The organism is Verrucosispora sp. WMMD573 (assembly GCF_027497175.1).
GTDB lineage: Bacteria > Actinomycetota > Actinomycetes > Mycobacteriales > Micromonosporaceae > Micromonospora.
Window position 1 is genome coordinate 4,630,315 of sequence record NZ_CP114901.1, and the last position, 20,984, is coordinate 4,651,298.

The window sequence follows — 20,984 nt, forward strand, 5'->3', positions numbered from 1 at the left end:
CCACGGCGTACCCCGATCCCGACCGGTTCAGTCGGGATCGGGGCCGCCTGGGGTGGCGGCGTCGTCGACGGGCCGCTGCCGGGTGGGCGTGTCAGCCGGGCCGAGTTGGTCGATGGTGTAGCCGTCGGGGTACGTCCTCGTGCTGATCACCCCGTTTGCGAACAGCGGCTCGGTGCGGGGCCGGCCGACGCGGCGCAGCAGCCACGCCCGGATGCGCAGCCCGGCGTGCAGCCCGGCCCGCACCGGCCAGGCCGGGGTGGCGACCCGGGTGGCCGCGCGCAGCCGGTCGTCGTACAGCGCGGCGACCAGGGCGTCGCCGATCGGAGCCAGCGGTCGGGGCAGCCGGCCGAGCAGCAGCCCCCGGGTGGCCCGCTCGATCGCCGCCGCGTCGTCGTTGGGCCGCAGCTGCGCCGCGTCGTACGCGTCGAACCAGGCGGCGAACTCCTGATAGGTCTCCGGGATGTCGGTGATGCCCATCCGGCGGCCCAGTTTCCGGTAGAAGGTGTGGGTGGCGCGCTGCTCGTGACAGCAGGTGCGACGCCAGCCGTACCTGTCGATCCACCGGGTCGGGATCACCACCAGGCAGCCGAGCACGTACCGGTAGTGGTCGTTGCCGATGCCGTACGGGCGGTGGATCTGGTTGACCCGACGCAACGCGGAGCGCCCGCGCGGATGGTCGAATCCGTTGAGCACCATCTCGTACATCAGCAGGCCGGTGTCGTCGATGCGCTTGCGGGTCCGTCGGGTCAGCTCGCCGGTGGCGGTGTGCACGGCGGCGATCTCCGGGATCGAGAAGGAACGGTTGAAGGCCAGGTTGAGACCGAGCCTCAGGTCCCAGCAGAACTCGCGACGCAGCATCGTCTGGTAGATCGCCAGATGGTCACGCTCTGGGTCGAGCGAACGGATCCGCGCCAGGTTGGCGTAACGGTCTCGCAACGGCGGCTCCTCCGGTGTGGTGGTCGAAAGTCGGTCGCGCCGTCTGGCCTGCGCCGGCTGGTCCGGCCGTGCGGCGGTCGGCAGGCTGGTCAGGCCGCGGCCAGCTCGGTCAGGTCGCGGTCGAGCAGCTCGGCCAGCAGGGCGTGCCGGCCGGGGTCGTTGTCAGGGGTGATGCCCCGGCTCGGCATCTCCACGGTCATCAACAGGTGCAGGTGCATCCGGTACAGCGCGAGCCGGCGGCGGACCCCCTCGTCGAAGCCCAGCGGCACGCCGGTGGCCTCGGCGTACCCACGCAGGAACGGGTGCGTCGGTTCATCCTCGGCGCGGCGGAACAGCAGCGGGGAAACCAGATCGAGCAGCGGATCGCCGTAGAGGAAGCGTTCGCCGTCGACCAGGCCACACATCCGGTACGCGCCGTGGCCGTCCCGGTCGGCGAGCACGTTGCCGTCCCAGCAGTCGAAGTGCAGCAGCGCCGGCCGGCGTACCGTGTCGAGCAACTCGCCGTGCCGGGCCACCAGGGCGCGCAGCCGCTGCGGCGGCACCGGCAACGCCACCTGCCAGTCGGCCGCGTCGGCGAGCAGGTCGTCGATCATCGCCGTGAACGCGGCCGACCAGGTGGGGCCGCCGGTGCGCCCGGCGTCGTAGCCGAACCTGTCGCCGGTGATCCGGTGCAGGGCGGCCGTCGCCCCGCCCAGATCGGCGCGCACCGGCCCGTCGTCACCGTCGAGGTCGGGCAGCGCCCGACCGGGCAGCCGGCCGGTGACCAGCCACTCACCGAGCCGCCGGTCCCGGCCGTGATGCAGCACGGGTGGCACCGGCACCCGCGGTGCCCGCTCGGCGACCAGCCGGAAGTAGCGGGCCTCGGCGGCGAGCAGGTCGGTCTCGTAGCGCAGCAGCCGGGCGGTGGGCGGCGGGGCGACCTTGAGCACCACGTCCCGGTGACCTGGTGACGTGCGGCCCGCTCCCGGCCGGTCGCCGTCGAGGCGAACCCACCACACCGCGGCGAAGCCGCCACCGGACAGCGGCCCGCAGTCGGCCACCCGCCGGTCCGGCCCGAACGAGGACCGGACGAAGTCGACCACGTCGTCGGGGGAGAGGACCCGCTGCGTTGGACTGACCGGCGCCACCCGGACAGCGTAGGCCGCACTCCGCGGGCTGTCCGTCCCGTGCCCGCCGGCCGCATCCGGTGTGCGACCGGCGGGCGGTAGGGGACAGCCGTCGGTCAGCACCACCTCCGGCCGACGAAGACCTGTTCGTCCGGTCAGCGCCGGATGCTGGCGAGCGCCTCGGTGATCATGCGATGGCCCTGGGCCTCGAACGCCTCGTCACCCACCCGGTACGCCCACGCCGCGGTGCCGATCGCCTCGCGGACCCGGGTGCGGTGCCAGGCGTCCGGCTCGCGGGGATCGGGCCCGTACCCGTCGAGAAATGCCGCCTCCAGCTGCGGGCCGCGACGGAAGTCCTGGGCGGCCAGCCGACCGAAGTCGGTGAACGCGGGGCGCATCGCGGCGCGGCCGAAGTCGATGACGCCCACGACGCCGTCGTGGACCAGCCAGTTGCGGGGCTGCCAGTCACCGGTAGCGGGTGACGAGCAGCTTCGCGTCGACGTCGCCGTGTACGAGGGTCGGCGCGCGATTCCGGTCGGTCCAGGGCCGCAACCAGTTGGCATGGGCGTCCAGTTCGCGCCGGATGCCGTGGTCGTCCCCGGCGCTTGCCTTGACGATGAACCGCGCACCTGCGCAGGTCACCTCCAGCACCGTGGTGGCGACCAGACCCCAGCTGTGGTCCGCCACGACGGTCGCCCCAGGAAGCCACCGCGCCAGCAGCGTGCGCTGCTGGCGGGTGAGGTTTCCGAGTGCCGGTGTCACGGCGGAGACGATACGGGGCGACCGCCGGTGCCGTCAGGCTGTGCCGGGCTCGGCGCGCTCGACTGTGAGCGCGGTCCACGACACCGGGGGCAGTTCGACGGTGAGCAGACCGTCGGTGAGCCGTGCGGTGTCGTTGGTCCGCAAGCCCACACGGTACGGGTCGCGCAGGTCGTTGGCGGCGCGCACGTCGGTGTCCCAGACTCCCCGAGCCGAGACGGCACCGGTGGGCTGGAACGCGCCGAGGTCGATCGTCACGGTGGTGGCCTCGGTGAGGTGCCGATTCTGCAGGAACACCGACAGCGAGCTGCCGTCGCTGGTCGCGGCGGCGGCCACCACCGGCACCGAGCCGAAGGTGGCGGTGGTCGTCTCGTCGGCGTCGGCGAGCACCCGCAGCGCGTCGCCCCGGGCGGCGTGCGAGGTGACCGAGAACGGGAAGAACGTCGACTGCCGCCAGGCCGGTCCGCCCGGCTCGGTCATGATCGGCGCGATCACGTTTACCAGCTGCGCGAGGTTCGCCGAGGTGACCCGGTCGGCATGGTTGAGCAGCGAGATGAGCAGACCGCCGAGGACCACGGCGTCCGCGACGGTGTAGCGGTCCTCCAGCAGGCGTGGGGCGACCGGCCACTCGTCGATGGTGAACGTGCGGGCCTGCTCCTGCCACCGGCTCATGTACCAGATGTTCCACTCGTCGAAGGCGAGATCCACCCGCTTGGACGACCGCTTGACCGTGCGTACGTGGTCGACGGTGGCGACCACCGACTCGATGTAGGTGTCCATGTCGACCCCGGAGGCGAGGAAGCTCGCCAGGTCACCGTCGTGCTCCTGGTAGTACGCGTGGCAGGAGATGTAGTCGACGTCGTCGTAGGCGTGGGTCAGCACGACGCGTTCCCACTCACCGAAGGTGGGCATGCCACGGCCTGACGATCCGCAGGCGACCAGCTCCAGGTCCCGGTCGACCTGGCGCATCGCCTTGGCGGTCATCGCCGCGAGCTTGCCGTACTCGGTGGCGTCGCGGTGGCCGAGCTGCCAGGGGCCGTCCATCTCGTTGCCGAGGCACCACATGGCGATCCCGAACGGCTCCTTACGGCCGTTGGCGGCCCGTTGCCCGGCGCGGGTGGTGCCGGCCGGCAGGTTGGTGTACTCCAGCAGCTCGACGGCCTCCTTCGGGCCTCGGGTGCCGAGGTTCACGGCCAGCATCAGCTCGCTGCCCACCAGGTCGAGCCAGTGCTGGAACTCGTGCAGGCCGACCTGGTTGGTCTCGGTGGAGTGCCAGGCGAGATCGAGCCGGCTCGGCCGCTCGGCCGCCGGCCCGACACCGTCCTCCCAGTTGTAGCCGGAGACGAAGTTGCCGCCCGGGTACCGGACCGTGCTGACCCCGAGCTCCTTGACCAGATCGATCACGTCGCGCCGGAATCCGTCCGGTCCGGCGCTCGGATGCCCGGGTTCGTGGATCCCGTCGTAGATGTGGCGACCGAGGTGCTCGACGAAACCGCCGAAGAGCCGGCGACGGACCGGGCCGATGGTGAAGGCCGGATTGATGGTGAGGTGCGCGCGAGGCATGGGGCTCCTAACGATGATCACCCAAGATAACGTTTTCGACGGCGGTAGACGAGTGGTGGTGCCGTGGGCCCGGAGATCGAGAGCCCGCTCTACCTCGGGGCAGGCCCGGTGCTGTCCCGACGGATCAGCTCGGCGGCCAGCGACTCGACCCGAGGGCCGGCGGCGCCCGGGTCGAGTGCCAGGGCCATCGCCCGGGCGCCCATCTCCACCAGTGGCAGCCGGACCGTGGTCAGCGCCGGGGTGACGTCGCGGGCCATCGGCATGTCGTCGAAGCCGAAGACGCTGACCTGCTGCGGCACCGGCACCGCGCGGGCGCGCAGCAGCGCCAGCGCCCCGATGGCCATCGAGTCGTTGAGCGCCGCGATGGCGGTCAGGCCGGGCTCCGCGTCGAGCAGCGCGGCGGTGGCCTCGGCGCCGCCGTCGCGGTCGAAATCGGCGTACCGGATGCGGTGTTCCGGCAGTTCCCGACCGTGTTCGGCGAGTGCCGCGCGCAACCCGGTGAGCCGGTCGGTGATGGTGGTCAGCATCCGGGGCCCGGCCACCACACCGATGTGTTCGTGGCCGAGGCGGCACAGCTCCTGACCGAGGAGTTCGCCACCGCCCCGGTTGTCCGGCATCACCGCGTCGCCGGAGTGCTCGTGGCGGCCGATCACGGTGACCCGGCCACCGGTGGCCTCGTACGCGGCGAGCTTGCCGTTGAGCAGCCGGGTGAAGTCGGCGTGATGGTATCCGGAGCCGGCCAGGACGATTGCGGCGACCTGCTGGCCCCGCAGCAGCTCGACGTACTCCAATTCCCGCTCCGGGTCGCGGTAGCTGTTGCAGATTATCAACAGCCGGCCCTGGTCGGTGGCGACCCGTTGCAGGCCCCGGGTGATCTCCGAGAAGTACGGGTCGGAGACGTCGTGCACGATCACCCCGACGGCGCCACGGTGCGAACGGGCCAGTAGTTGGGCGTGCGCGTTGGGTACGTACTGCAACTCGGCGACGGCCCGCAGCACCCGCTCGCGCAGTTCCTCGGTGACCGGTTTGCTGCTGCCGTTGATCACTCGGGAGGCGGTGGCGGGTGAGACACCGGCCTGTCGGGCCACATCGGACAGCGTCGCCACACCCGCCCCCCCTCACGCGTCGCGCCGGCCGCTGACGCGGCGACCAGCGACACCGTACCGCAGCGCGGAGCCTTTTCCGTGGCGTGGTTAGCGCAGGTCAATGCCGCAGGTCCGGGCTGTACCGTCCGGTGTCCCGTCGCGCGGTCGGGGACGGCGCACCGGGCGAGGAGGTGGGCGCTTGCCGCGACCAGGGCCGGCTCCCCCCGGAAGACGCGGGCGAGCCGCCGGGCAAGCCCTTGCCTGGCCGTGGAGGCACGGCCTAACCTGTGGAGGAAAGCGCTTACCTGACCTATGCGAGCGCGTCCGACGGAAGGACCCCCATGACCCGCAGGTCGATCGGCATCATCGTGAACGGCGTCACCGGCCGGATGGGATACCGGCAGCATCTGGTGCGCTCCCTGCTGGCCATCCGTTCCGCCGGTGGCGTTCCGCTGGCCGACGGCACCACCGTCTGGCCGCATCTCGTCCTTGTCGGCCGCAGCGAGGCCAAGCTGCGCGAGATCGCCGAACGACACGGACTGGACGACTGGACCACCGATCTGGACGCCGCCCTGGCCCGCGACGACGTCCAGATCTACTTCGACGCGCAGGTGACCCAGCAGCGGGAGAAGGCCATCCGGCAGGCCATCGAGGCCGGCAAGCACGTCTACACCGAGAAACCCCTCGCCGAGGACACCGCCGCCGCCCTGGACCTGGCGCGCGCGGCCCGGGCGGCCGGCGTACGCACCGGCGTGGTGCAGGACAAGCTCTTCCTGCCTGGGCTGCGCAAGCTGAAGCGACTGCTGGACGGCGGCTTCTTCGGCCAGGTGCTGTCGGTACGTGGCGAGTTCGGCTACTGGGTGTTCGAGGGCGACTGGCAGCCCGCACAGCGCCCGTCGTGGAACTACCGGGCCGCCGACGGTGGCGGCATCGTGGTGGACATGTTCCCGCACTGGCACTACGTGCTCGCGGAGCTGTTCGGCGAGGTGCGCAGCGTCTCCGCCACCATCGCCACCCACATTCCCCGTCGGGTCGACGAGGCCGGACGGCCCTACGAGGCCACCGCCGACGACGCCGCCTACGGCACCTTCGAGCTGGCGGGCGGCGTCATCGCGCAGCTCAACTCGTCCTGGTGCGTCCGGGTGCACCGTGACGAACTTGTCGAGTTCCAGGTTGACGGCACCGAGGGCAGCGCGGTGGCCGGGCTGCGGCGCTGCCGGGTGCAGCACCGGGCGGTCACCCCCAAGCCGGTCTGGAACCCTGACCTGCCCGCCACCGAGGATTTCCGTTCACAGTGGACGGAAGTGCCGGACAACGAGGACTTCGACAACGGATTCAAGGTGCAGTGGGAGGCGTTCCTGCGGCACGTCGCCACCGGCGAGCCGTTCCCGTGGGACTTCCTGGCCGGCGCGCGTGGCGTGCAGCTGGCCGAGCTGGGCCTGCTGTCGGCCCGTGAGGGCCGCCGTGTCGAGGTGCCGGAGCTGGCCCTGTGAGCGGCGCCGAGGTCACCCTGCCCGGCGGCCGGCGGATCCGGCTGTCCGGGGGCAGCGGGCATCCCCGCCCCGACGGCCCGCCGCGCGCCCGCGTCGCGTACGCCGCCGCGCACGTGGTGGCCGACCCGGCCGCCGACAACACCCCCGGCACCCCGGCGGTCCTGGACTGGGAGCGCACCCTCGCCTTCCGCCGGCACCTGTGGTCCCACGGCCTGGGGGTGGCCGAGGCGATGGACACCGCCCAGCGCGGCATGGGCCTGGACTACCCGGCCACCCGGGAGTTGATCCGCCGCAGCGCGGCGGAGGCCCGGTCCGTCGGTGGGCGGATCGTCGCCGGAGCCACCACCGACCAACTGCCGCCCGGCCCGGCGACGCTCACCGAGGTCACCGCCGCCTACCGGGCGCAGCTCGACGACGTGCGGGCCGCCGGGGCGGTGCCGGTGCTGATGTGCAGCCGGCACCTGGCCGCCGCCGCCCGCGGCCCCGAGGACTACCTGCGGGTGTACGACGAACTGCTGCACTCCGCCGACGGGCCGGTGGTGCTGCACTGGCTCGGTTCGATGTTCGACCCGGCGCTGTCCGGTTACTGGGGCACGGCCGACCTGGACCTGGCCGCCGACACCGTCATCGAGCTGCTCAAGGCCCACGCGTCCCGGGTGGACGGCATCAAGGTGTCGCTGCTCGACGCCGAGCGTGAGGTGGCGTTGCGCCGCCGACTGCCGGCCGGCGTACGCCTCTACACCGGCGACGACTTCCACTACCCGGAACTGATCCGGGGCGACGACGCCGGCCACTCCGACGCGCTGTTGGGCGTCTTCGCCGCCATCGCGCCGGCCGCGTCGGCCGCGTTGGCCGCCCTCGACCGCGGTGACCTGTCCCGGTACGACGAGATCTTCGCTCCCACCGTGCCGCTGGCCCGGCACCTGTTCGCCGCACCCACCTGGTACTACAAGACCGGCATCGTCTTCCTCGCGTGGCTGGCCGGGCATCAGGAGCACTTCACCATGGTCGGCGGGTTGCAGTCCGGCCGTTCACCCGAGCACCTGGGCATCCTGCTCACCCTCGCCGACGCCGCCGGCCTGCTGCCCGACGCCGAGCTGGCTGCCGCCCGCGCCCGGGCCTTCTTCACTGTGGCCGGGGTGACCCAGTGACCGCTGGTCGCCCGGAGCTGGCCCGTTTCTCGTTCAACCAGGCCACCGCCAAGCACTGGGCGCTGCCCGACGTGGTGGCCGGGTGCGTCGACGCCGAGGTGCCCGGCATCGGCCTGTGGCGGGAGCCGGTCGCCGAGTACGGCCTGGACCGCGCCGCCAAGCTGGTCCGCGACGCCGGGTTGGCGGTCACCACGCTGTGTCGGGGCGGGTTCTTCACCGCCGATGACTGGTGGGACGAGAACCGGCGCGCCGTCGACGAGGCCGCCACCCTCGGTGCGCCGGTGGTGGTGCTGGTCTCCGGCGGCCTGCCCTCGGGCAGCAAGGATATCGACGGGGCGCGGGCCCGAGTGGCCGACGCCATCGCCGAGCTGGCCCCGTACGCCGACTCCGCCGGGGTGACGCTCGCCATCGAGCCGCTGCACCCGATGTTCAGCGCCGACCGCTGCGTCATCGCCACCCTCGGCCAGGGCCTCGACATCGCCGAACGGTTCGACCCGGGCGTGGTCGGCGTGGTGGTCGACGCTTACCACGTGTGGTGGGACGACACCGTCTACGACCAGATCGCCCGCGCGGGGGAGTGGATCGCCTCGTTCCAGGTCTGCGACTGGATCACCCCGCTGCCGGAGGGCGTGCTGCTGGGGCGGGCACTGCCCGGCGACGGCTGCATCGAGCTGCGCCGGATGCGCGAGGCGGTGGACGAGGCAGGCTACACCGGCCCGATCGAGGTGGAGGTCTTCAACGCGGAGGTGTGGGCGCGTCCCGGCGCGGACGTCCTGGCCGCCTCGATCGACGGCTACCTGCGCGAGGTGGTCTGACGGCCCGGATCGCCTCGATCACGTCAGCGCTTCTGCCTGATGGTGCCAGGCCACCTCCCACACTCCGATGTGATCAAAGACGGCGACGTGGCGGAGGACTCGGTGCCCGAGCGGGACCCAGCCGGCTGACGAGCGGCCCGGTTCACCCGGATCTAGCGAGTGGCGAGCGCGTCGACCAGGCGTCGGGTGGAGCCGGCCAGGTTCCACCGCTCGGCCAGGTCGAGCAGCCGTTCCGGGTCGGCCGGCGACACCGGCAGCTCGGTGGCCAGCGGTGGCAGTGGCACGTCCAGGGCGACCTTGACGACCTTCGGCGCCACGGCCAGGTAGTCCCGGGCCGCGTCGAGCTTGGTGCGCAGCCCGGGTGCGAAGCCGGCGGCCGGATCGTCCAGCGCGGCGAGGATGCCCGCGATGTCGCCGTACCGGTCGACCAGCCGGGCGGCGGTCTTCTCGCCGACGCCGGCCACCCCGGGCAGGCCGTCGGACGGGTCGCCGCGCAGCGCGGCGAACTCGGCGTACCGGTCGGCCGGCACGCCGTAGCGGGCCCGCACGGCGGCGTCGTCGCAGTCCTCCAGCTTGGCCACGCCCCGCCCGACGTAGAGCAGCCGCACGCCCCGGGTGTCGTCGATCAGCTGGAACAGGTCGCGGTCACCGGAGACCACCTCCACCGGCCCGGGCTGGGTGACCGAGAGAGTACCCAGCACGTCGTCGGCCTCGTAACCGGTCGCGCCGACGACGGTCACCCCCAACGCGTCGAGCACCTCCAGGATCATCGGCACCTGCGGGGACAGGGTGTCCGGTACCACCTCGCCACCCTCGGGCGCCACCCGGTGCGCCTTGTACGACGGCAGCAGCGCGACCCGCCAGTCGGGCCGCCAGTCGTGGTCCATCGCGCACACCATCCGCCCCGGCCGTCGGGTGCGCACCAGCTGGGCGAGCATGTCGAGGAACCCGCGCACCGCATTGACGGGCTGGCCGTCGGCCGTCCTCGCGGCGGACTCGGGAATGCCGAAGTACGCCCGGAAGTAGAGACTGGGCGCGTCGATGAGCATGATCGGGGTCTGCGCTGTCACGTCCGACAGCCTGGCACACCGTACCGACTTTCCCGGCGCACGGCAGGTCGGCGGTGCGGACCGAGGACGCGACGAAGGAGGAGTCGATGACCGTACCGACCCGGCTGACGCTGACCACTGTCAATCTGGACACGCCCGATCCGGCGGCCCTGGCCCGCTTCTACGCGCGCCTGCTCGGCTGGTACATCGCCGTCGAGGAGGCCGACGACGTGATCCTGCGTGCCGCCGACGGTGGGGTCGGGCTGTCCTTTCAGCGGGAACGCGCGTACGTGCGCCCGAGTTGGCCGGCGCAGGCCGGCCGGCAGCAGATGATGATGCATCTGGAGATCGGGGTGCAGGACCTGCCGGCCGCGCTGGAACACGCGTTGGCCTGCGGCGCGACGCTGGCCGACCACCAGCCGCAGGAGGACGTCCGGGTCTGCCTGGACCCGGACGGCCACCCGTTCTGTCTCTGGCTGACGGACTGACCCCGTCCGTTGCGTCAGCCCGCACCAGCCGTGCCTCGCCCGCCGCGCCGCCTGAGGACGTACGGCAGCACGAACAGGTACAGGCCGGTGATCAGCAGCAGTGCGAGCGGCAGCAACGGCACGTAGGAGATCCAGACGACCGGATCCTCCTGCGCGAGCGCGACGAAGGTGACGATGACGGTCACCGTGAAGGCGATCGCCAGCCACCGATGGATCTGCCGGATCCAGTTGTTCCACGTCATCGAGAACCTCCCGGGCGAGTCACCGCACCGGCCCGGGCGGCTGCCCGGCCGGGATCTACCCCGGTCAAGCTAGTGACGTCCGGCCGGCCGGTGCTTCTCGATTCCTGACCGTTCCGGCGCGTCAGCCGGGCACCGTCTGCGCCAGCCGACCCAAACGACCGTTAAGCTAGCGGTGTGGGGTTCGAGGAGCTGTATCCGCCGCAGCGGTTGACCACGGCGCAGCGCGCCGTCGCCGCCGCCGGGCTGGACGCCCTGCTGCTCAGCCCTGGCTCCGACCTGCGCTACCTGACCGGCTACGACGCGCACGCCGGTGAGCGGCTGACCCTGCTGGTGCTGCCCGCCGAGGGCGAGCCGACGCTGATCGTGCCGACCCTGGAACGACCGGCGGCCGAGGCGTCCCCGGCGCCGGCCACCGGGGTACGCATCGTCGACCACCCCGACGGCACCGACCCGTACCCACTGGTGACCGCCGCCCTCGGCGGGCCGGTCGGCACGGTCGGGCTGGCCGACCGGATGTGGGCCGAGCAGGTGCTGGCGCTGCGGGCGGCGCTCCCCGACGCCCGGCAGCGGCTCGCCTCGGCGGTCCTGCGGGAGCTGCGCATCCACAAGTCGGCTGCGGAGGTGGCGGCGCTCGCCGAGGCCGGCGCGGCGATCGACGCGGTGCACGCCCGGATGGCGGAGTGGCTGCGACCGGGGCGGACCGAGGTGGAGGTGGCCACCGACATCGCCGCCGCGATCAGGGCGACCGGCCACGTCACTGTCGACTTCGTCATCGTGGCCGCCGGTCCGAACAGCGCCAGCCCGCACCACGGCACCTCCGACCGGCCGATCGGCACGGGTGAGCCGGTCGTGGTGGACATCGGCGGCACCATGCCCTCGGGCTACCGTTCCGACTGCACCCGCACCTACTGCCCGGGTGGGCCGCCACCGGCCGAGTTCGTCGACCACTACGCGGTGCTGCACGAGGCGCAGCTCGCCGCCGTCGCGGCGGTCCGCCCCGGGGTGAGCGCCGCCGCGGTCGACGCCGCCGCCCGCGATCCCATCACGGCGGCCGGCTACGGCGAGGCCTTCCTGCACCGCACCGGCCACGGCATCGGGCTGGACGGCCACGAGGAGCCGTACGTGGTGGCCGGCAACGAGCGTCCGCTGGCGGCGGGGATGGCCTTCTCCGTCGAGCCGGGCATCTACCTGGCCGGGCGGCACGGCGCCCGGATCGAGGACATCGTCGTCTGCACGACGGACGGCGTACGACGGCTCAACACCACCCCCACGGAGCTCATCGCGCTATGACTGTCGACCGGATCCTGCCCACCGACGAGGCCCGCGACCTGCTGGAGTTGACCACCGAGCTGGCCGATCGAGAACTCGCGCCGAAGGTCGTCGAGTACGAGCAGCGGGCCGAGTTCCCCCGGGAGGTGCTGCGTACGCTGGGCCGGGCGGGTCTGCTCGGCCTGCCGTACCCGGAGGAGTACGGCGGCGCCGCCCAGCCGTACGAGGTCTACCTTCAGGTGCTGGAGATCCTGGCCGGCCGCTGGCTGGCCGTCGCCGAGGCGGTAAGCGTGCACACCCTTTCCTGCTACCCGGTCGCCGGGTTCGGCAGCGAGGAGCAGCGCAAGCTGCTGCCCGACATGATCGGCGGCGAGTTGCTCGGGGCGTACTGCCTGTCGGAGCCGCAGGGCGGCTCGGACGCCGCGGCGCTGACCACCCGGGCGGTGCGCGACGGGGACGGCTACGTCGTCACCGGCACCAAGGCGTGGATCACCCACGCGCAGGTGGCCGACTTCTACAACATCTTCTGCCGTACCGGCGGCCCCGGCCCGAAGGGCATCTCCTGCCTGCTCGCCGACCGGGCCACGCCGGGCATTCACCCACAGGCCGCCGAGCGCACCATGGGGCTGCGCTCCTCCCCGGTGGCGCAGCTCGTCTTCGACGAGGCCCGGGTGCCGGCCGACCGGCTGATCGGCGGCGACGGGGCCGGTTTCAGCATCGCCATGTCGGCCCTGGACTCCGGTCGGCTGGGCATCGCGGCCTGCGCGGTCGGGCTGGCCCAGTCGGCGCTGGACTACGCGGTTGACTACGCCCGGCAACGCGAGCAGTTCGGCCGCTCGATCATCGACTTCCAGGGGCTCGGGTTCACCCTGGCCGACCTCGCCACCCAGATCTCCGCCGCGCGGGCGTTGACCCTGGCCGCGGCCCGGCTACGCGACGCCGGGCGGCCGTACTCCATCGAGGCGGCCAAGGCGAAACTGTTCGCCACGGACGTGGCGATGCGGGTGACCACCGACGCGGTGCAGGTGCTCGGCGGCGCGGGTTACGTCGCCGACCATCCGGCCGAGCGGTACCTGCGGGAGGCGAAGGTGCTGCAGATCGTGGAGGGGACCAACCAGATCCAGCGGTTGGTGATCTCCAGGGCGCTGGCGAAGGGTTAACCGAACGCGACGGCGGGCGGGTTTGTCAGTCGCGTCGGCCTGTCGTACCCGGTAGGTTGCACGCCGTGGAGGAGATCGACCGCGCCATCGTGGTGGCGCTGACCGCGGACGGCCGACTGTCGTACACGGACCTGGCAGAGAAGGTCGGCCTGTCGGTCTCGGCGGTGCATCAGCGGGTGCGTCGGCTGGAGCAGCGTGGGGTGATCAAGGGCTACGCCGCCCGGGTCTCCTTCGAGGCGCTGGACCTGCCCCTGACGGCGTTCGTGGCGATCCGGCCGTTCGACCCGTCCCAGCCGGACGACGCGCCGGAACGGCTGGCGCACCTGCCGGAGATCGACTCGTGCTACTCGGTGGCGGGGGAGGACTTCTACCTGCTGCTGGTCCGGGTGGCCGGTCCGGTCGACCTGGAGCGGGTGCTCCAGGAGATCAGGACGGCGGCCAACGTCACCACCCGGACGACAGTGGTGTTGTCCACCCCGTACGAGCACCGGGCGCCCAAGGTCACCCTCGACCCGGCGGCGCAACAGCGCACCCGGGGCGTACCGCCCGCCGCAGCGGGCGCACAGGCGGACTGACCCCGGAACACCCGGTGCCGCTGCGGCCCAGGAGACGGGGCTAGGATCCATCCCTGATTCGGCGGAAGGTGAGACCCGGATCATGACCGGGACGCCGGGACGGTTCGTGCCGCCCGATGTCCGGGTCGCCTCGCGTGTCTCGAAGGGGAGGATGAGATGTACCGATCGATGCGATCGCGTTCCAGCCAGCCGGCGGCCGGAGTCCGCTCATGACACGCATTCTCATCCGCGCTGGCAAGAGCCCGTTGACGGTGCTGTCCCATGAGCAAAGCCTGTCCACCTCTCGGTTGGGTGTCTTCGGGTCAAACTCTGGGAACATGCTGTTTTACAGCGCGGTGTTCCGGGTCCTGAGCGTGCCCGGCGCCGACGTGGTCGCCAACTCGTATGTGCACGAGCGTCCGGTGCACCTGGGCACCTACATCAACCGGACCAACGAGGAGTTCGACCGGTTCGTCCTGCCGATGGCGAACTCGTACCGGGACACCTTCCTGCCGCACCTGGAGCGTCTCGCCAAGGTCATCGAGCGGTTGAAGATCCCGGTCACCGTGGTCGGCATCGGCGCGCAGCTGCCGTACGGCACCGAGTTCGACTCGCTTCCCGACAACTACAAGAAGATCGTCACGCGGTTCACCCGGGCCGTGCTCGACCGGTCGGCCTCCATCGGCGTGCGCGGTGAGTACACGGCACGCATGCTGAAGTATCTCGGCTTCGGCGACGAGCACGTGCGGGTGATCGGCTGCCCGTCGATGTTCGGCAACGGGCCGCTGGGACCGTTGGTGCGCAAGGTGGACCGGCTGGCCTACGACAGCCCGATCGCCATCTCGTACACGCCCAAGGTCAAGGGCGTCGACCGGCTGGTCGAGGCGAACACCGACCGGTACCCCAACAGCGTCATCGTGCCGCAGCAGCATCACCGGCTGGCGCTCATGCTGTGGGGCGAGAACCCGGCGAAGGTCCCCAACAAGCGGATGCCCATCCACACCGACCATCCGCTGTACGAGAACGACCGGATGCGGTTCTTCGTCGATGCCTCGACCTGGGTCGATTTCATGGCCCAGCAGCACTTCGCCTTCGGCACGCGGATTCACGGCAACGTCGCGGGCGTGCTGGCGGGCACGCCGTCGGTGGTGCTGGCGCACGACTCCCGCACCGTCGAACTTTCCGAGTACCACGGCATTCCGTACCGCCTCTACTCGGAGCTGCCGCCGGATGTCGACGCGCAGCGGCTCTACGAGGAAGCGGATTTCGACGCCTTCGGTCCGCGTCAGGCCGAGACCTTCGAGACCTATGTGCGCTTCCTCGAGCACAACGACCTCGAGCATGTGTTCCAGCCAGGCAAGGCGAACCCGGCCTACGACGAGGCGCTCGCCGCCGCCCCGTTCCCCGGCCCGGTGCACACGCTGATGGCCTCGGACGTGGTCGGGCGGCGCCAGGTGATGTCCCGGTTGCGCTGGCTGCGGCAGGGACACGAGGGAGATCTGGAGCGCCGCGCCTACGATTTCGAACCACCGTTCCGCGAACCGCGCGGACAGAGGACGCTTGAGGAGCGGGTAACCGAGTTGGAGAAGGAACTCAAGGTGCAGCAGGAGTCCCTGGCGAGCTGGCGGGGCCGGATGGGGCGGGTGCTGCGGATCAACCCGTTGTCCACGGGGGGCCGACGGTGACGACTGCGGATCCGAACACGTCCCGACTGGGGGCATGGGTGGCGTCGAAGACGGGGGGGCGCATCACCTCCTCGTTGATCGACGTTTCGGCGCTCGCCGCGCTGCTGCTGGCGGCGGTGGGCGGGTCCCGGCTCTGGGCGTTGCCGCCGGCCCTGCTGGCAGCCGGGTTGCTGGCCTGGACGTGGCGTGATGCGTTGCGCGGGGGAGCGGTGTCCACCGCGAAGGCCGCCGTGCCGCGCGTGCTGCTGCTGGCCACCGCGTACCTGCTCGGCACCGTGCACGGCGGCGTGGATCTCGCGCTCGCCGTCGGCGTGGCTCTGGCCGGCTTGGCGGTGCTCAGCGAGACGCCGTTGGGGTTCATCTCCCGTGCCGCTTATCCGGTGACGGCCAATCTGCCGGGGATCGGCGCGCGGCCCTACCGGCGCCCGAACACGAGCCGCGCGGTCCTGGTCAACGGCGCCGCGGTGCTGGTGGCGCTCGTCTGCGCCTTCGTCGGCGGCCTCGGGGTGGTCGCCGCGGCGGCGTCGGCGGCCGCGCTCGGCCTGTCGTTGTTCACGCTGTGGCAGGGGCTGGGCCGGGTTCGGGCGCGGCGGACCAGCGAGCAGAACCTCTTCAAGGCGCTGACCGCCTACGAACCGGCGTTCGTGGTGCACTGGACCGCGCCTGCCGGCACCGCGTACCAGATCGCGATGTGGCTGCCCTACCTGGAGCGTCTCGGTCGGAAGTTCTTCGTGCTGGTGCGCGGTGAGGCCAACTTCAACGAGGTGGCGGCGCTGACCAAGGCCCCGGTGGTGCTGCGCACCGCCCTGGAGGACATGGACTCGGTGGTCACCCCGTCCATGCGGGCCGCCTTCTACGTGAACACCGCGACGAAGAACAACCACCTCCTGCGGTACACGAGCCTGACGCACATCCAGCTCAACCACGGCGACAGCGACAAGGTGCCGAGTCACAACCCGGTCTTCCGGATGTACGACAAGAACTTCGTCGCCGGCCAGGCCGCGATCGACCGCTTCGCGGCCAACGGCGTGAAGATGCCGATCGAGATGTTCAGCGTCGTCGGGCGCCCCCAGGTGGAGAACGTGGCGGTGGCGGCCAAGCCGATCGCCTCGATCGCCAACCCCCGGGTGCTCTACGCGCCGACGTGGGCGGGTTTCTACGCCGACTCCAACTACTCGTCACTGCATGTCGGCTACGACATCATCAAGGCGCTGGTCGAGCGCGGTTGCAGCATCGTCTTCCGGCCGCACCCGTACAGTAACCGGAATCCGGCGCTGGGCCGTGAGTGTGATCGGATCAGGGCGCTGCTGGACGAGGACCGCAAGGCCAACGGGCGGCCGCACGTGTTCGGCAAGCAGGCCGAGGTGAAGATGTCGGTGATGGACTGCTTCAACGCGTCGGACGCGATGGTGTCGGACGTGTCGAGTGTGGTTGCCGACTACCTGTACTCGGAGAAGCCCTTCGCGATGGTGGCTGTCTCGACGCCGGCGGACACGTTCACCGACGAGTTCCCGCTGGGGCGGGCCAGTTACGTCATCGACGCCCACAGCGGCCGGGTGACGGGGCTCGACGCGATCCTCGACGACTTCCTCGGTGCTGACCCGCTGGCCTCCACCCGGCAGGACATCAAGAAGTACTACCTTGGCGACATCCCGCCGGAGCGCTACGCCCAGCATTTCCTGGACGAGGCGTCGCGCTACCTCTGAGTTCGACTGCGGTTGTCGTACCGGCTCCGGCCCGGCCTCGCGCCGGCCGGAGCCGTGCTGTTCCGGCGCCGAGGTGGCGTGCTTGCCGGAGCGGCTCTGCGACGGTCAGTGCCGACCGGTCGACCCGTTCGCCGGCTCGGCGGGCTGGGCGACGGGTTGGTTCCAGCGCAGGATCACCCGCCGGCCGTGTTCGTGGCCGAGCAGGCTGAGGGTGGCGGTGTCCAGGCGGAGCAGCCCGCCCGCCGACGGTGGCAGGCCGACCCACCGGGCGCCCAGCACGCGCAGCGCGTGGGCGTGGCCGACCAGCGCGACGGGACCTCGGTCGAGTAGGGGGTGCAGCCGGGCGAGCAGCCGGTCCAGGCGTTCGCCGACCTCGCTGGGCGACTCACCGCCGGGGCATCCGTCGGTCCAGACGCTCCACCCGGGCCGTTCGTCCTGGATCTCCGCGGTGGTGCGGCCCTCGTACTCGCCGTAGTGCCATTCGGCGAGGTCGGCGTCGGAGTCGGTGACGGCGAGGCCGGCCAGCTGCGCGGTGCGCAGCGCCCGGATCCGTGGGCTGGTCAGTACGGCGACGAACCGCCGTCCGGCGAGGACCGGTCCGAGCGCGCGGGCCTGCCGCTCACCGTCGGGCGTGAGATTGAGATCGGTGTACGAGGTGTGGCGGCGGCTTGCGCTCCAGGTGGTCTCGCCGTGCCGCACGAGCAGGATCTCGTTCATGCCGTCGCACCGCCCGGTTGACCGGTCCGGACGGTGCGTACCGCGTCGACCGGGTGGATTGGTTGGCCCATGCCCCCAGTCAACCAGGACACCCGGTCCGATGCCGGGCGGCGACAGGATCGTCTCTGACCGGCCGCGCCGCGGATCCGATCACACCTAGCTTCCTAGGATGCCGTAGCGGGTGTGCGGCCCCCCACCACCGGAACGAAGCCGTTTCAGGCCACAACACCGGGGGACACCACAGAGAGCGGAGCGATCCGCTCCGCTCTACCGGCGAGAACAGGCAGGGGAGACGACATGAGCTTCACCGACAAGGCGAAGAACAAGGTCGAGGAACTGAGCGGTGCCGCCCGGGAGCGGATGGGCGACATGACCGACAACGAGCGCATGCGGGCCGAGGGCGCCAGCCAGCAGAGCGACGCCCGCGCCCGTCAGGTCGGCGAGAACGTCAAGGAGGCCGGGCGCAACGCGAAGGACGCCTTCCGAAAGTGATCGCACGGCACGGAAGCGGGCCGCCGGAATGATCCGGCGGCCCGCTTCACCGTGTGGCGCGGGTCGGTGGAGGAGGTGCCGCCCGGCCGGGAGCTGGTCTGGTTCAGTCGTCGCGGTGGACGCGCCACCATTGCTGACCGGCGTCCGGGAGGGTGTCGATCGGGTCGTAGTAGGCGTAGCGCTTGCTCAGTGCCTCCAGGTCGGCGGATTCGATGGAGGTGCGGTAGTTCTTCGTCCAGTAGGAGATGCCGCGTTCCCGGTCATACTCGGTGACCATGTGCACCCAGCGCTTGCCGACGAAGGGCACGTCGCAGACGATCCGTGGGGTGGCGTACCCGGGCAGATAGCCCATGATGTCGTGCTGGAGCTGCTGGGCGTGCCAGACCGGGACGCGCCAGTGCTCCGCGTTGGGGATCATGTCGCACATGTAGAAGTAGTAGGGGAGGATGCCGGCCTCACCCTGTAGTGCGAAGCAGAGGTCGAGCAGGTCGGTGCTTGTCGCGTTGACCCCGCGCATCAGGACGCCCTGGTTGCGTACGTCGCGAACGCCGATGTCGAGGGCGGTCTGGGCGGCCCGGGCGACCAGTGGGGTGAGTGACTGGGCGTGGTTGACGTGGGTGTGGATGGCGAGGTTGACGCCCCGGCGGGCGGCGGTGCGGGCGACCCGTTCCAGGCCCTCCACGACGTCGGGTTGCAGCCAGTGCTGGGGCAGGCCCATGAGGGCCTTGGTGGCGAGCCGGATGTCGCGGATGGTTTCGATCTCCAGTAGGCGCATCAGGTACGACTCAAGGTTGCGCCAGGGCACGTTGGCCACGTCGCCGCCGGAGACCACGACGTCGCGTACGCCGGGGTGGGCCTTGAGGTAGTCGATGTGGGCGTCGTAGCGGTCGACGGGCTTGAGGCTGAGCTTGAGCTTGTCCACCGTGGGGGTGGAGTTGCCGACCAGGTCCATGCGGGTGCAGTGCCCACAGTACTGCGGGCAGGTGGAGAGCAGTTCGGCGAGCACCTTGGTGGGGTAGCGGTGGGTGAGTCCCTCGGCGACCCACATGTCGTGTTCATGGAGGGAGTCGCGGGTGGCGTAGGGGTGTGACGGCCAGTCGGTGCGCCGGTCGGAGGCGACGGGGATCATGTAGCGCCGGATCGGGTCGGCGAGCAGCGCGTCGGTGGTGGGCGGGCCGTACGGTGCCATGGTGTTGATCATTTGTGGGGTCACCAGCATGGACATGGTGGCCAGGGCGCGTTGGTCGGCTTCGAGGTCGGCGTAGAAGGTGTCGTCGACGGTGTCGCCGAGCACGGTGCGCAGTTGCTTGAGGTTCTTGACGCAGTTGACGCGTTGCCACTGGGCGCTCTGCCACTGGTCGCGGGTGACGTCGCGCCAGCCGGGGAAGCGGGTCCAGTCGGGTTCGACGAGTGGGCTGCGGCGGTATTCGTAGGGCTGGCCGGTGCGGGTGGTGGGGGCCGGCGGGGTTGCCGGGATGGTCTGCACCGGCGGTCGGGTCTGGGTCACGGCCCCTCCTCTGCTCTGCCTGAGTGATCGGCGAACCGAAGGCTACTGGAAAAATTTCGGTAGAGAAATTAGTCTGCCGTAAGTTTTCCCGCTAAGCGAGTCCAAGGCGAAGTTTCGGGCGGTCGGACAGGGGAGGTTGGTGTGACGTCACCGGTGGGTCTGCATCGGGTTCTGGAGCCCGGGGGCGTGTTGCCACAGGCGGCCTGGCGGCTCGACACGCGTCCGGAGATCGCGCCGAACGAGGTGCGGATCCGGGTGGAGCGGCTGAACCTGGACGCGGCGAGTTTCCGGCAGTTGTCCGTCAAGCACGGCGGGGACGGCGAGGCCATCCGGGCCGAGGTGCTCGACATCATCGCGTCCCGGGGCAAGATGCAGAACCCGGTGACGGGGTCGGGCGGGATGCTGATCGGCACGGTCGAGGAGGCGGGTCGACGTTCGCCGTTGGGGCTCAAGGCGGGTGAGCGGGTGGCCACGCTGGTCTCGTTGACCTTGACTCCGCTGGTGGTGACCGACGGATTGGCCGGTTGGGACGGCCGGAGTGAGCAGGTGCCGTGTGCGGGGTGGGCGATTCTGTTCGCCCGGTCGGTCGCGGCGGTGCTGCCGAAGGATCTGGATCCGCAGCTGTCCCTGGCGGTGTTGGACGTGTGTGGTGCGCCGGCGTTGACGTCGCGGGTGGTGTCCCGGTACGTGGCCGAACGGGCGGTCGAGGGGGATGCCCGACCGGTGGCGGTGGCGGTGGTCGGCGGTGCGGGCAAGAGCGGTTCGTTGGCGCTGGCGGCGGCGCGACGGGCGGGCGCGGGTCGTACGGTCGGGGTGGTGCCGGTGGTCGCGGAGCGTGACGCGCTGGTGGCGGCGGGTCTGGCCGACGCGGTGGTGTTGGCCGACGCCCGTGATCCGGTGGCGTTGTCGACGGCGGTGACCTCGGCCCTCGGAATGCCGGCGGATGTGACGGTGGTGTGCGTGGATGTGCCGGGCTGCGAGCACGGTGCGGTGTTGGCGACCGCCGACGGCGGCACGGTGATCTTTTTCTCGATGGCGACGAGCTTCGCGGCGGCGGCGTTGGGTGCGGAGGGTCTGGCGGCGGACGTGACGATGCTGGTCGGCAACGGGTACGTGCCGGGGCACGCGGAGTTGGCGTTGGGTGTGCTGCGGAGTGAGCCGGGGGTGCGTGGGCTGTTCGAGGCTCGGCTGGCGGCAGACTGAGGCC

Annotated in this window: 21 protein-coding genes; 11 read left to right on the forward strand and 10 right to left on the reverse strand. The window is 71.2% G+C overall.

What is annotated here, in order from left to right:
• Nucleotides 1-27: 27 nt before the first annotated feature.
• The 6 genes from O7601_RS21105 to O7601_RS21130 form a co-directional block, all read right to left on the reverse strand.
• The gene (locus O7601_RS21105; RefSeq protein WP_281562820.1) at nt 28-936 is read right to left on the reverse strand and encodes an oxygenase MpaB family protein; all 909 of its coding nucleotides are present in this window, start codon (nt 934-936) and stop codon (nt 28-30) included.
• An 89-nt stretch (nt 937-1,025) separates the two neighbouring features.
• Nucleotides 1,026-2,063 (reverse strand): aminoglycoside phosphotransferase family protein, encoded by a 1,038-nt coding sequence (locus O7601_RS21110; RefSeq protein ID WP_281562821.1) that lies wholly within the window; start codon nt 2,061-2,063, stop codon nt 1,026-1,028.
• A 134-nt stretch (nt 2,064-2,197) separates the two neighbouring features.
• A complete protein-coding gene (locus tag O7601_RS21115) occupies nt 2,198-2,470 on the reverse strand; it encodes a phosphotransferase (protein ID WP_281562822.1) in 273 nt (90 codons plus the stop codon).
• 37 nt (nt 2,471-2,507) lie between these two features.
• Nucleotides 2,508-2,804 (reverse strand): hypothetical protein, encoded by a 297-nt coding sequence (locus O7601_RS21120; protein ID WP_281562823.1) that lies wholly within the window; start codon nt 2,802-2,804, stop codon nt 2,508-2,510.
• Nucleotides 2,805-2,837: 33 nt separating this feature from the next.
• A complete protein-coding gene (locus O7601_RS21125) occupies nt 2,838-4,364 on the reverse strand; it encodes an alpha-N-arabinofuranosidase (RefSeq protein WP_281562824.1) in 1,527 nt (508 codons plus the stop codon).
• 89 nt (nt 4,365-4,453) lie between these two features.
• Complete coding sequence (locus tag O7601_RS21130) at nt 4,454-5,470, reverse strand: LacI family DNA-binding transcriptional regulator (protein WP_281562825.1); 1,017 nt, start codon at nt 5,468-5,470, stop codon at nt 4,454-4,456.
• A 320-nt stretch (nt 5,471-5,790) separates the two neighbouring features.
• Between O7601_RS21130 and O7601_RS21135 the strand changes: the two genes are divergently transcribed.
• Genes O7601_RS21135 through O7601_RS21145 form a run of 3 tightly spaced genes read left to right on the forward strand, consistent with a single transcriptional unit; the run spans nt 5,791 to nt 8,908 of the window.
• Nucleotides 5,791-6,942, forward strand: a complete 1,152-nt coding sequence (locus O7601_RS21135) for a Gfo/Idh/MocA family oxidoreductase (RefSeq protein ID WP_281562826.1) — start codon at nt 5,791-5,793, stop codon at nt 6,940-6,942.
• A complete protein-coding gene (locus O7601_RS21140) occupies nt 6,939-8,093 on the forward strand; it encodes a dihydrodipicolinate synthase family protein (RefSeq protein ID WP_281562827.1) in 1,155 nt (384 codons plus the stop codon). Before O7601_RS21135 ends, O7601_RS21140 begins: the two co-directional genes overlap by 4 nt.
• A complete protein-coding gene (locus O7601_RS21145; protein ID WP_281562828.1) occupies nt 8,090-8,908 on the forward strand; it encodes a sugar phosphate isomerase/epimerase family protein in 819 nt (272 codons plus the stop codon). The genes O7601_RS21140 and O7601_RS21145 overlap by 4 nt, the downstream gene beginning before the upstream one ends.
• 152 nt (nt 8,909-9,060) lie before the next feature.
• On the opposite strand, the gene O7601_RS21150 is transcribed toward O7601_RS21145, so the two are convergent.
• Entirely contained in the window at nt 9,061-9,957 is an 897-nt protein-coding gene (locus O7601_RS21150; RefSeq protein WP_281566995.1) for a 5'-3' exonuclease, read from the reverse strand.
• A gap of 107 nt (nt 9,958-10,064) precedes the next feature.
• On the opposite strand from O7601_RS21150, the gene O7601_RS21155 reads away from it, so the two are divergent.
• A complete protein-coding gene (locus O7601_RS21155) occupies nt 10,065-10,445 on the forward strand; it encodes a VOC family protein (RefSeq protein ID WP_281562829.1) in 381 nt (126 codons plus the stop codon).
• Between the two features lie 14 nt (nt 10,446-10,459).
• Here the strand turns inward: O7601_RS21155 and O7601_RS21160 are convergent, their stop codons facing one another.
• Entirely contained in the window at nt 10,460-10,687 is a 228-nt protein-coding gene (locus tag O7601_RS21160; RefSeq protein ID WP_281562830.1) for a hypothetical protein, read from the reverse strand.
• A 174-nt stretch (nt 10,688-10,861) separates the two neighbouring features.
• Here O7601_RS21160 and O7601_RS21165 point away from each other — a divergent pair, with 174 nt between their 5' ends.
• From O7601_RS21165 to O7601_RS21185, 5 genes are all read left to right on the forward strand, one after another.
• The gene (locus O7601_RS21165; RefSeq protein WP_281562831.1) at nt 10,862-11,977 is read left to right on the forward strand and encodes a Xaa-Pro peptidase family protein; all 1,116 of its coding nucleotides are present in this window, start codon (nt 10,862-10,864) and stop codon (nt 11,975-11,977) included.
• Nucleotides 11,974-13,116, forward strand: a complete 1,143-nt coding sequence (locus tag O7601_RS21170; protein WP_281562832.1) for an acyl-CoA dehydrogenase family protein — start codon at nt 11,974-11,976, stop codon at nt 13,114-13,116. Before O7601_RS21165 ends, O7601_RS21170 begins: the two co-directional genes overlap by 4 nt.
• Before the next feature lie 65 nt (nt 13,117-13,181).
• The gene (locus O7601_RS21175; protein ID WP_281562833.1) at nt 13,182-13,691 is read left to right on the forward strand and encodes an Lrp/AsnC family transcriptional regulator; all 510 of its coding nucleotides are present in this window, start codon (nt 13,182-13,184) and stop codon (nt 13,689-13,691) included.
• A 317-nt stretch (nt 13,692-14,008) separates the two neighbouring features.
• On the forward strand, nt 14,009-15,355 hold the full coding sequence (locus O7601_RS21180) for a polysaccharide pyruvyl transferase family protein (RefSeq protein ID WP_281562834.1): 1,347 nt from the start codon (nt 14,009-14,011) through the stop codon (nt 15,353-15,355).
• 38 nt (nt 15,356-15,393) lie between these two features.
• Nucleotides 15,394-17,061 (forward strand): CDP-glycerol glycerophosphotransferase family protein, encoded by a 1,668-nt coding sequence (locus tag O7601_RS21185; protein ID WP_281562835.1) that lies wholly within the window; start codon nt 15,394-15,396, stop codon nt 17,059-17,061.
• 105 nt (nt 17,062-17,166) lie between these two features.
• On the opposite strand, the gene O7601_RS21190 is transcribed toward O7601_RS21185, so the two are convergent.
• Nucleotides 17,167-17,778 carry a histidine phosphatase family protein gene (locus O7601_RS21190; RefSeq protein WP_281562836.1) on the reverse strand — a complete coding sequence of 204 codons (612 nt, stop codon included), beginning with the start codon at nt 17,776-17,778 and terminating at the stop codon, nt 17,167-17,169.
• A gap of 297 nt (nt 17,779-18,075) precedes the next feature.
• On the opposite strand from O7601_RS21190, the gene O7601_RS21195 reads away from it, so the two are divergent.
• Nucleotides 18,076-18,270: a CsbD family protein gene (locus O7601_RS21195; RefSeq protein WP_281562837.1), complete on the forward strand. Its 195-nt coding sequence runs from the start codon at nt 18,076-18,078 to the stop codon at nt 18,268-18,270.
• A 103-nt stretch (nt 18,271-18,373) separates the two neighbouring features.
• Here the strand turns inward: O7601_RS21195 and O7601_RS21200 are convergent, their stop codons facing one another.
• On the reverse strand, nt 18,374-19,777 hold the full coding sequence (locus O7601_RS21200) for a lysine 2,3-aminomutase (RefSeq protein WP_281562838.1): 1,404 nt from the start codon (nt 19,775-19,777) through the stop codon (nt 18,374-18,376).
• A gap of 153 nt (nt 19,778-19,930) precedes the next feature.
• Between O7601_RS21200 and O7601_RS21205 the strand changes: the two genes are divergently transcribed.
• A complete protein-coding gene (locus O7601_RS21205) occupies nt 19,931-20,980 on the forward strand; it encodes a zinc-binding alcohol dehydrogenase (RefSeq protein WP_281566996.1) in 1,050 nt (349 codons plus the stop codon).
• Nucleotides 20,981-20,984: the final 4 nt, after the last annotated feature.

Excerpts from the sequence above, each read along its gene's own strand:
- O7601_RS21125 (WP_281562824.1), bottom strand. The coding sequence starts at position 4,364 with ATGCCTCGCGCGCACCTCACCATCAATCCGGCCTTCACCATCGGCCCG.
- O7601_RS21135 (WP_281562826.1), top strand. The coding sequence starts at position 5,791 with ATGACCCGCAGGTCGATCGGCATCATCGTGAACGGCGTCACCGGCCGG.
- O7601_RS21150 (WP_281566995.1), bottom strand. The coding sequence starts at position 9,957 with ATGCTCATCGACGCGCCCAGTCTCTACTTCCGGGCGTACTTCGGCATT.
- O7601_RS21155 (WP_281562829.1), top strand. The coding sequence starts at position 10,065 with ATGACCGTACCGACCCGGCTGACGCTGACCACTGTCAATCTGGACACG.
- O7601_RS21160 (WP_281562830.1), bottom strand. The coding sequence starts at position 10,687 with ATGACGTGGAACAACTGGATCCGGCAGATCCATCGGTGGCTGGCGATC.
- O7601_RS21170 (WP_281562832.1), top strand. The coding sequence starts at position 11,974 with ATGACTGTCGACCGGATCCTGCCCACCGACGAGGCCCGCGACCTGCTG.
- O7601_RS21180 (WP_281562834.1), top strand. The coding sequence starts at position 14,009 with ATGCTGTTTTACAGCGCGGTGTTCCGGGTCCTGAGCGTGCCCGGCGCC.
- O7601_RS21190 (WP_281562836.1), bottom strand. The coding sequence starts at position 17,778 with ATGAACGAGATCCTGCTCGTGCGGCACGGCGAGACCACCTGGAGCGCA.
- O7601_RS21195 (WP_281562837.1), top strand. The coding sequence starts at position 18,076 with ATGAGCTTCACCGACAAGGCGAAGAACAAGGTCGAGGAACTGAGCGGT.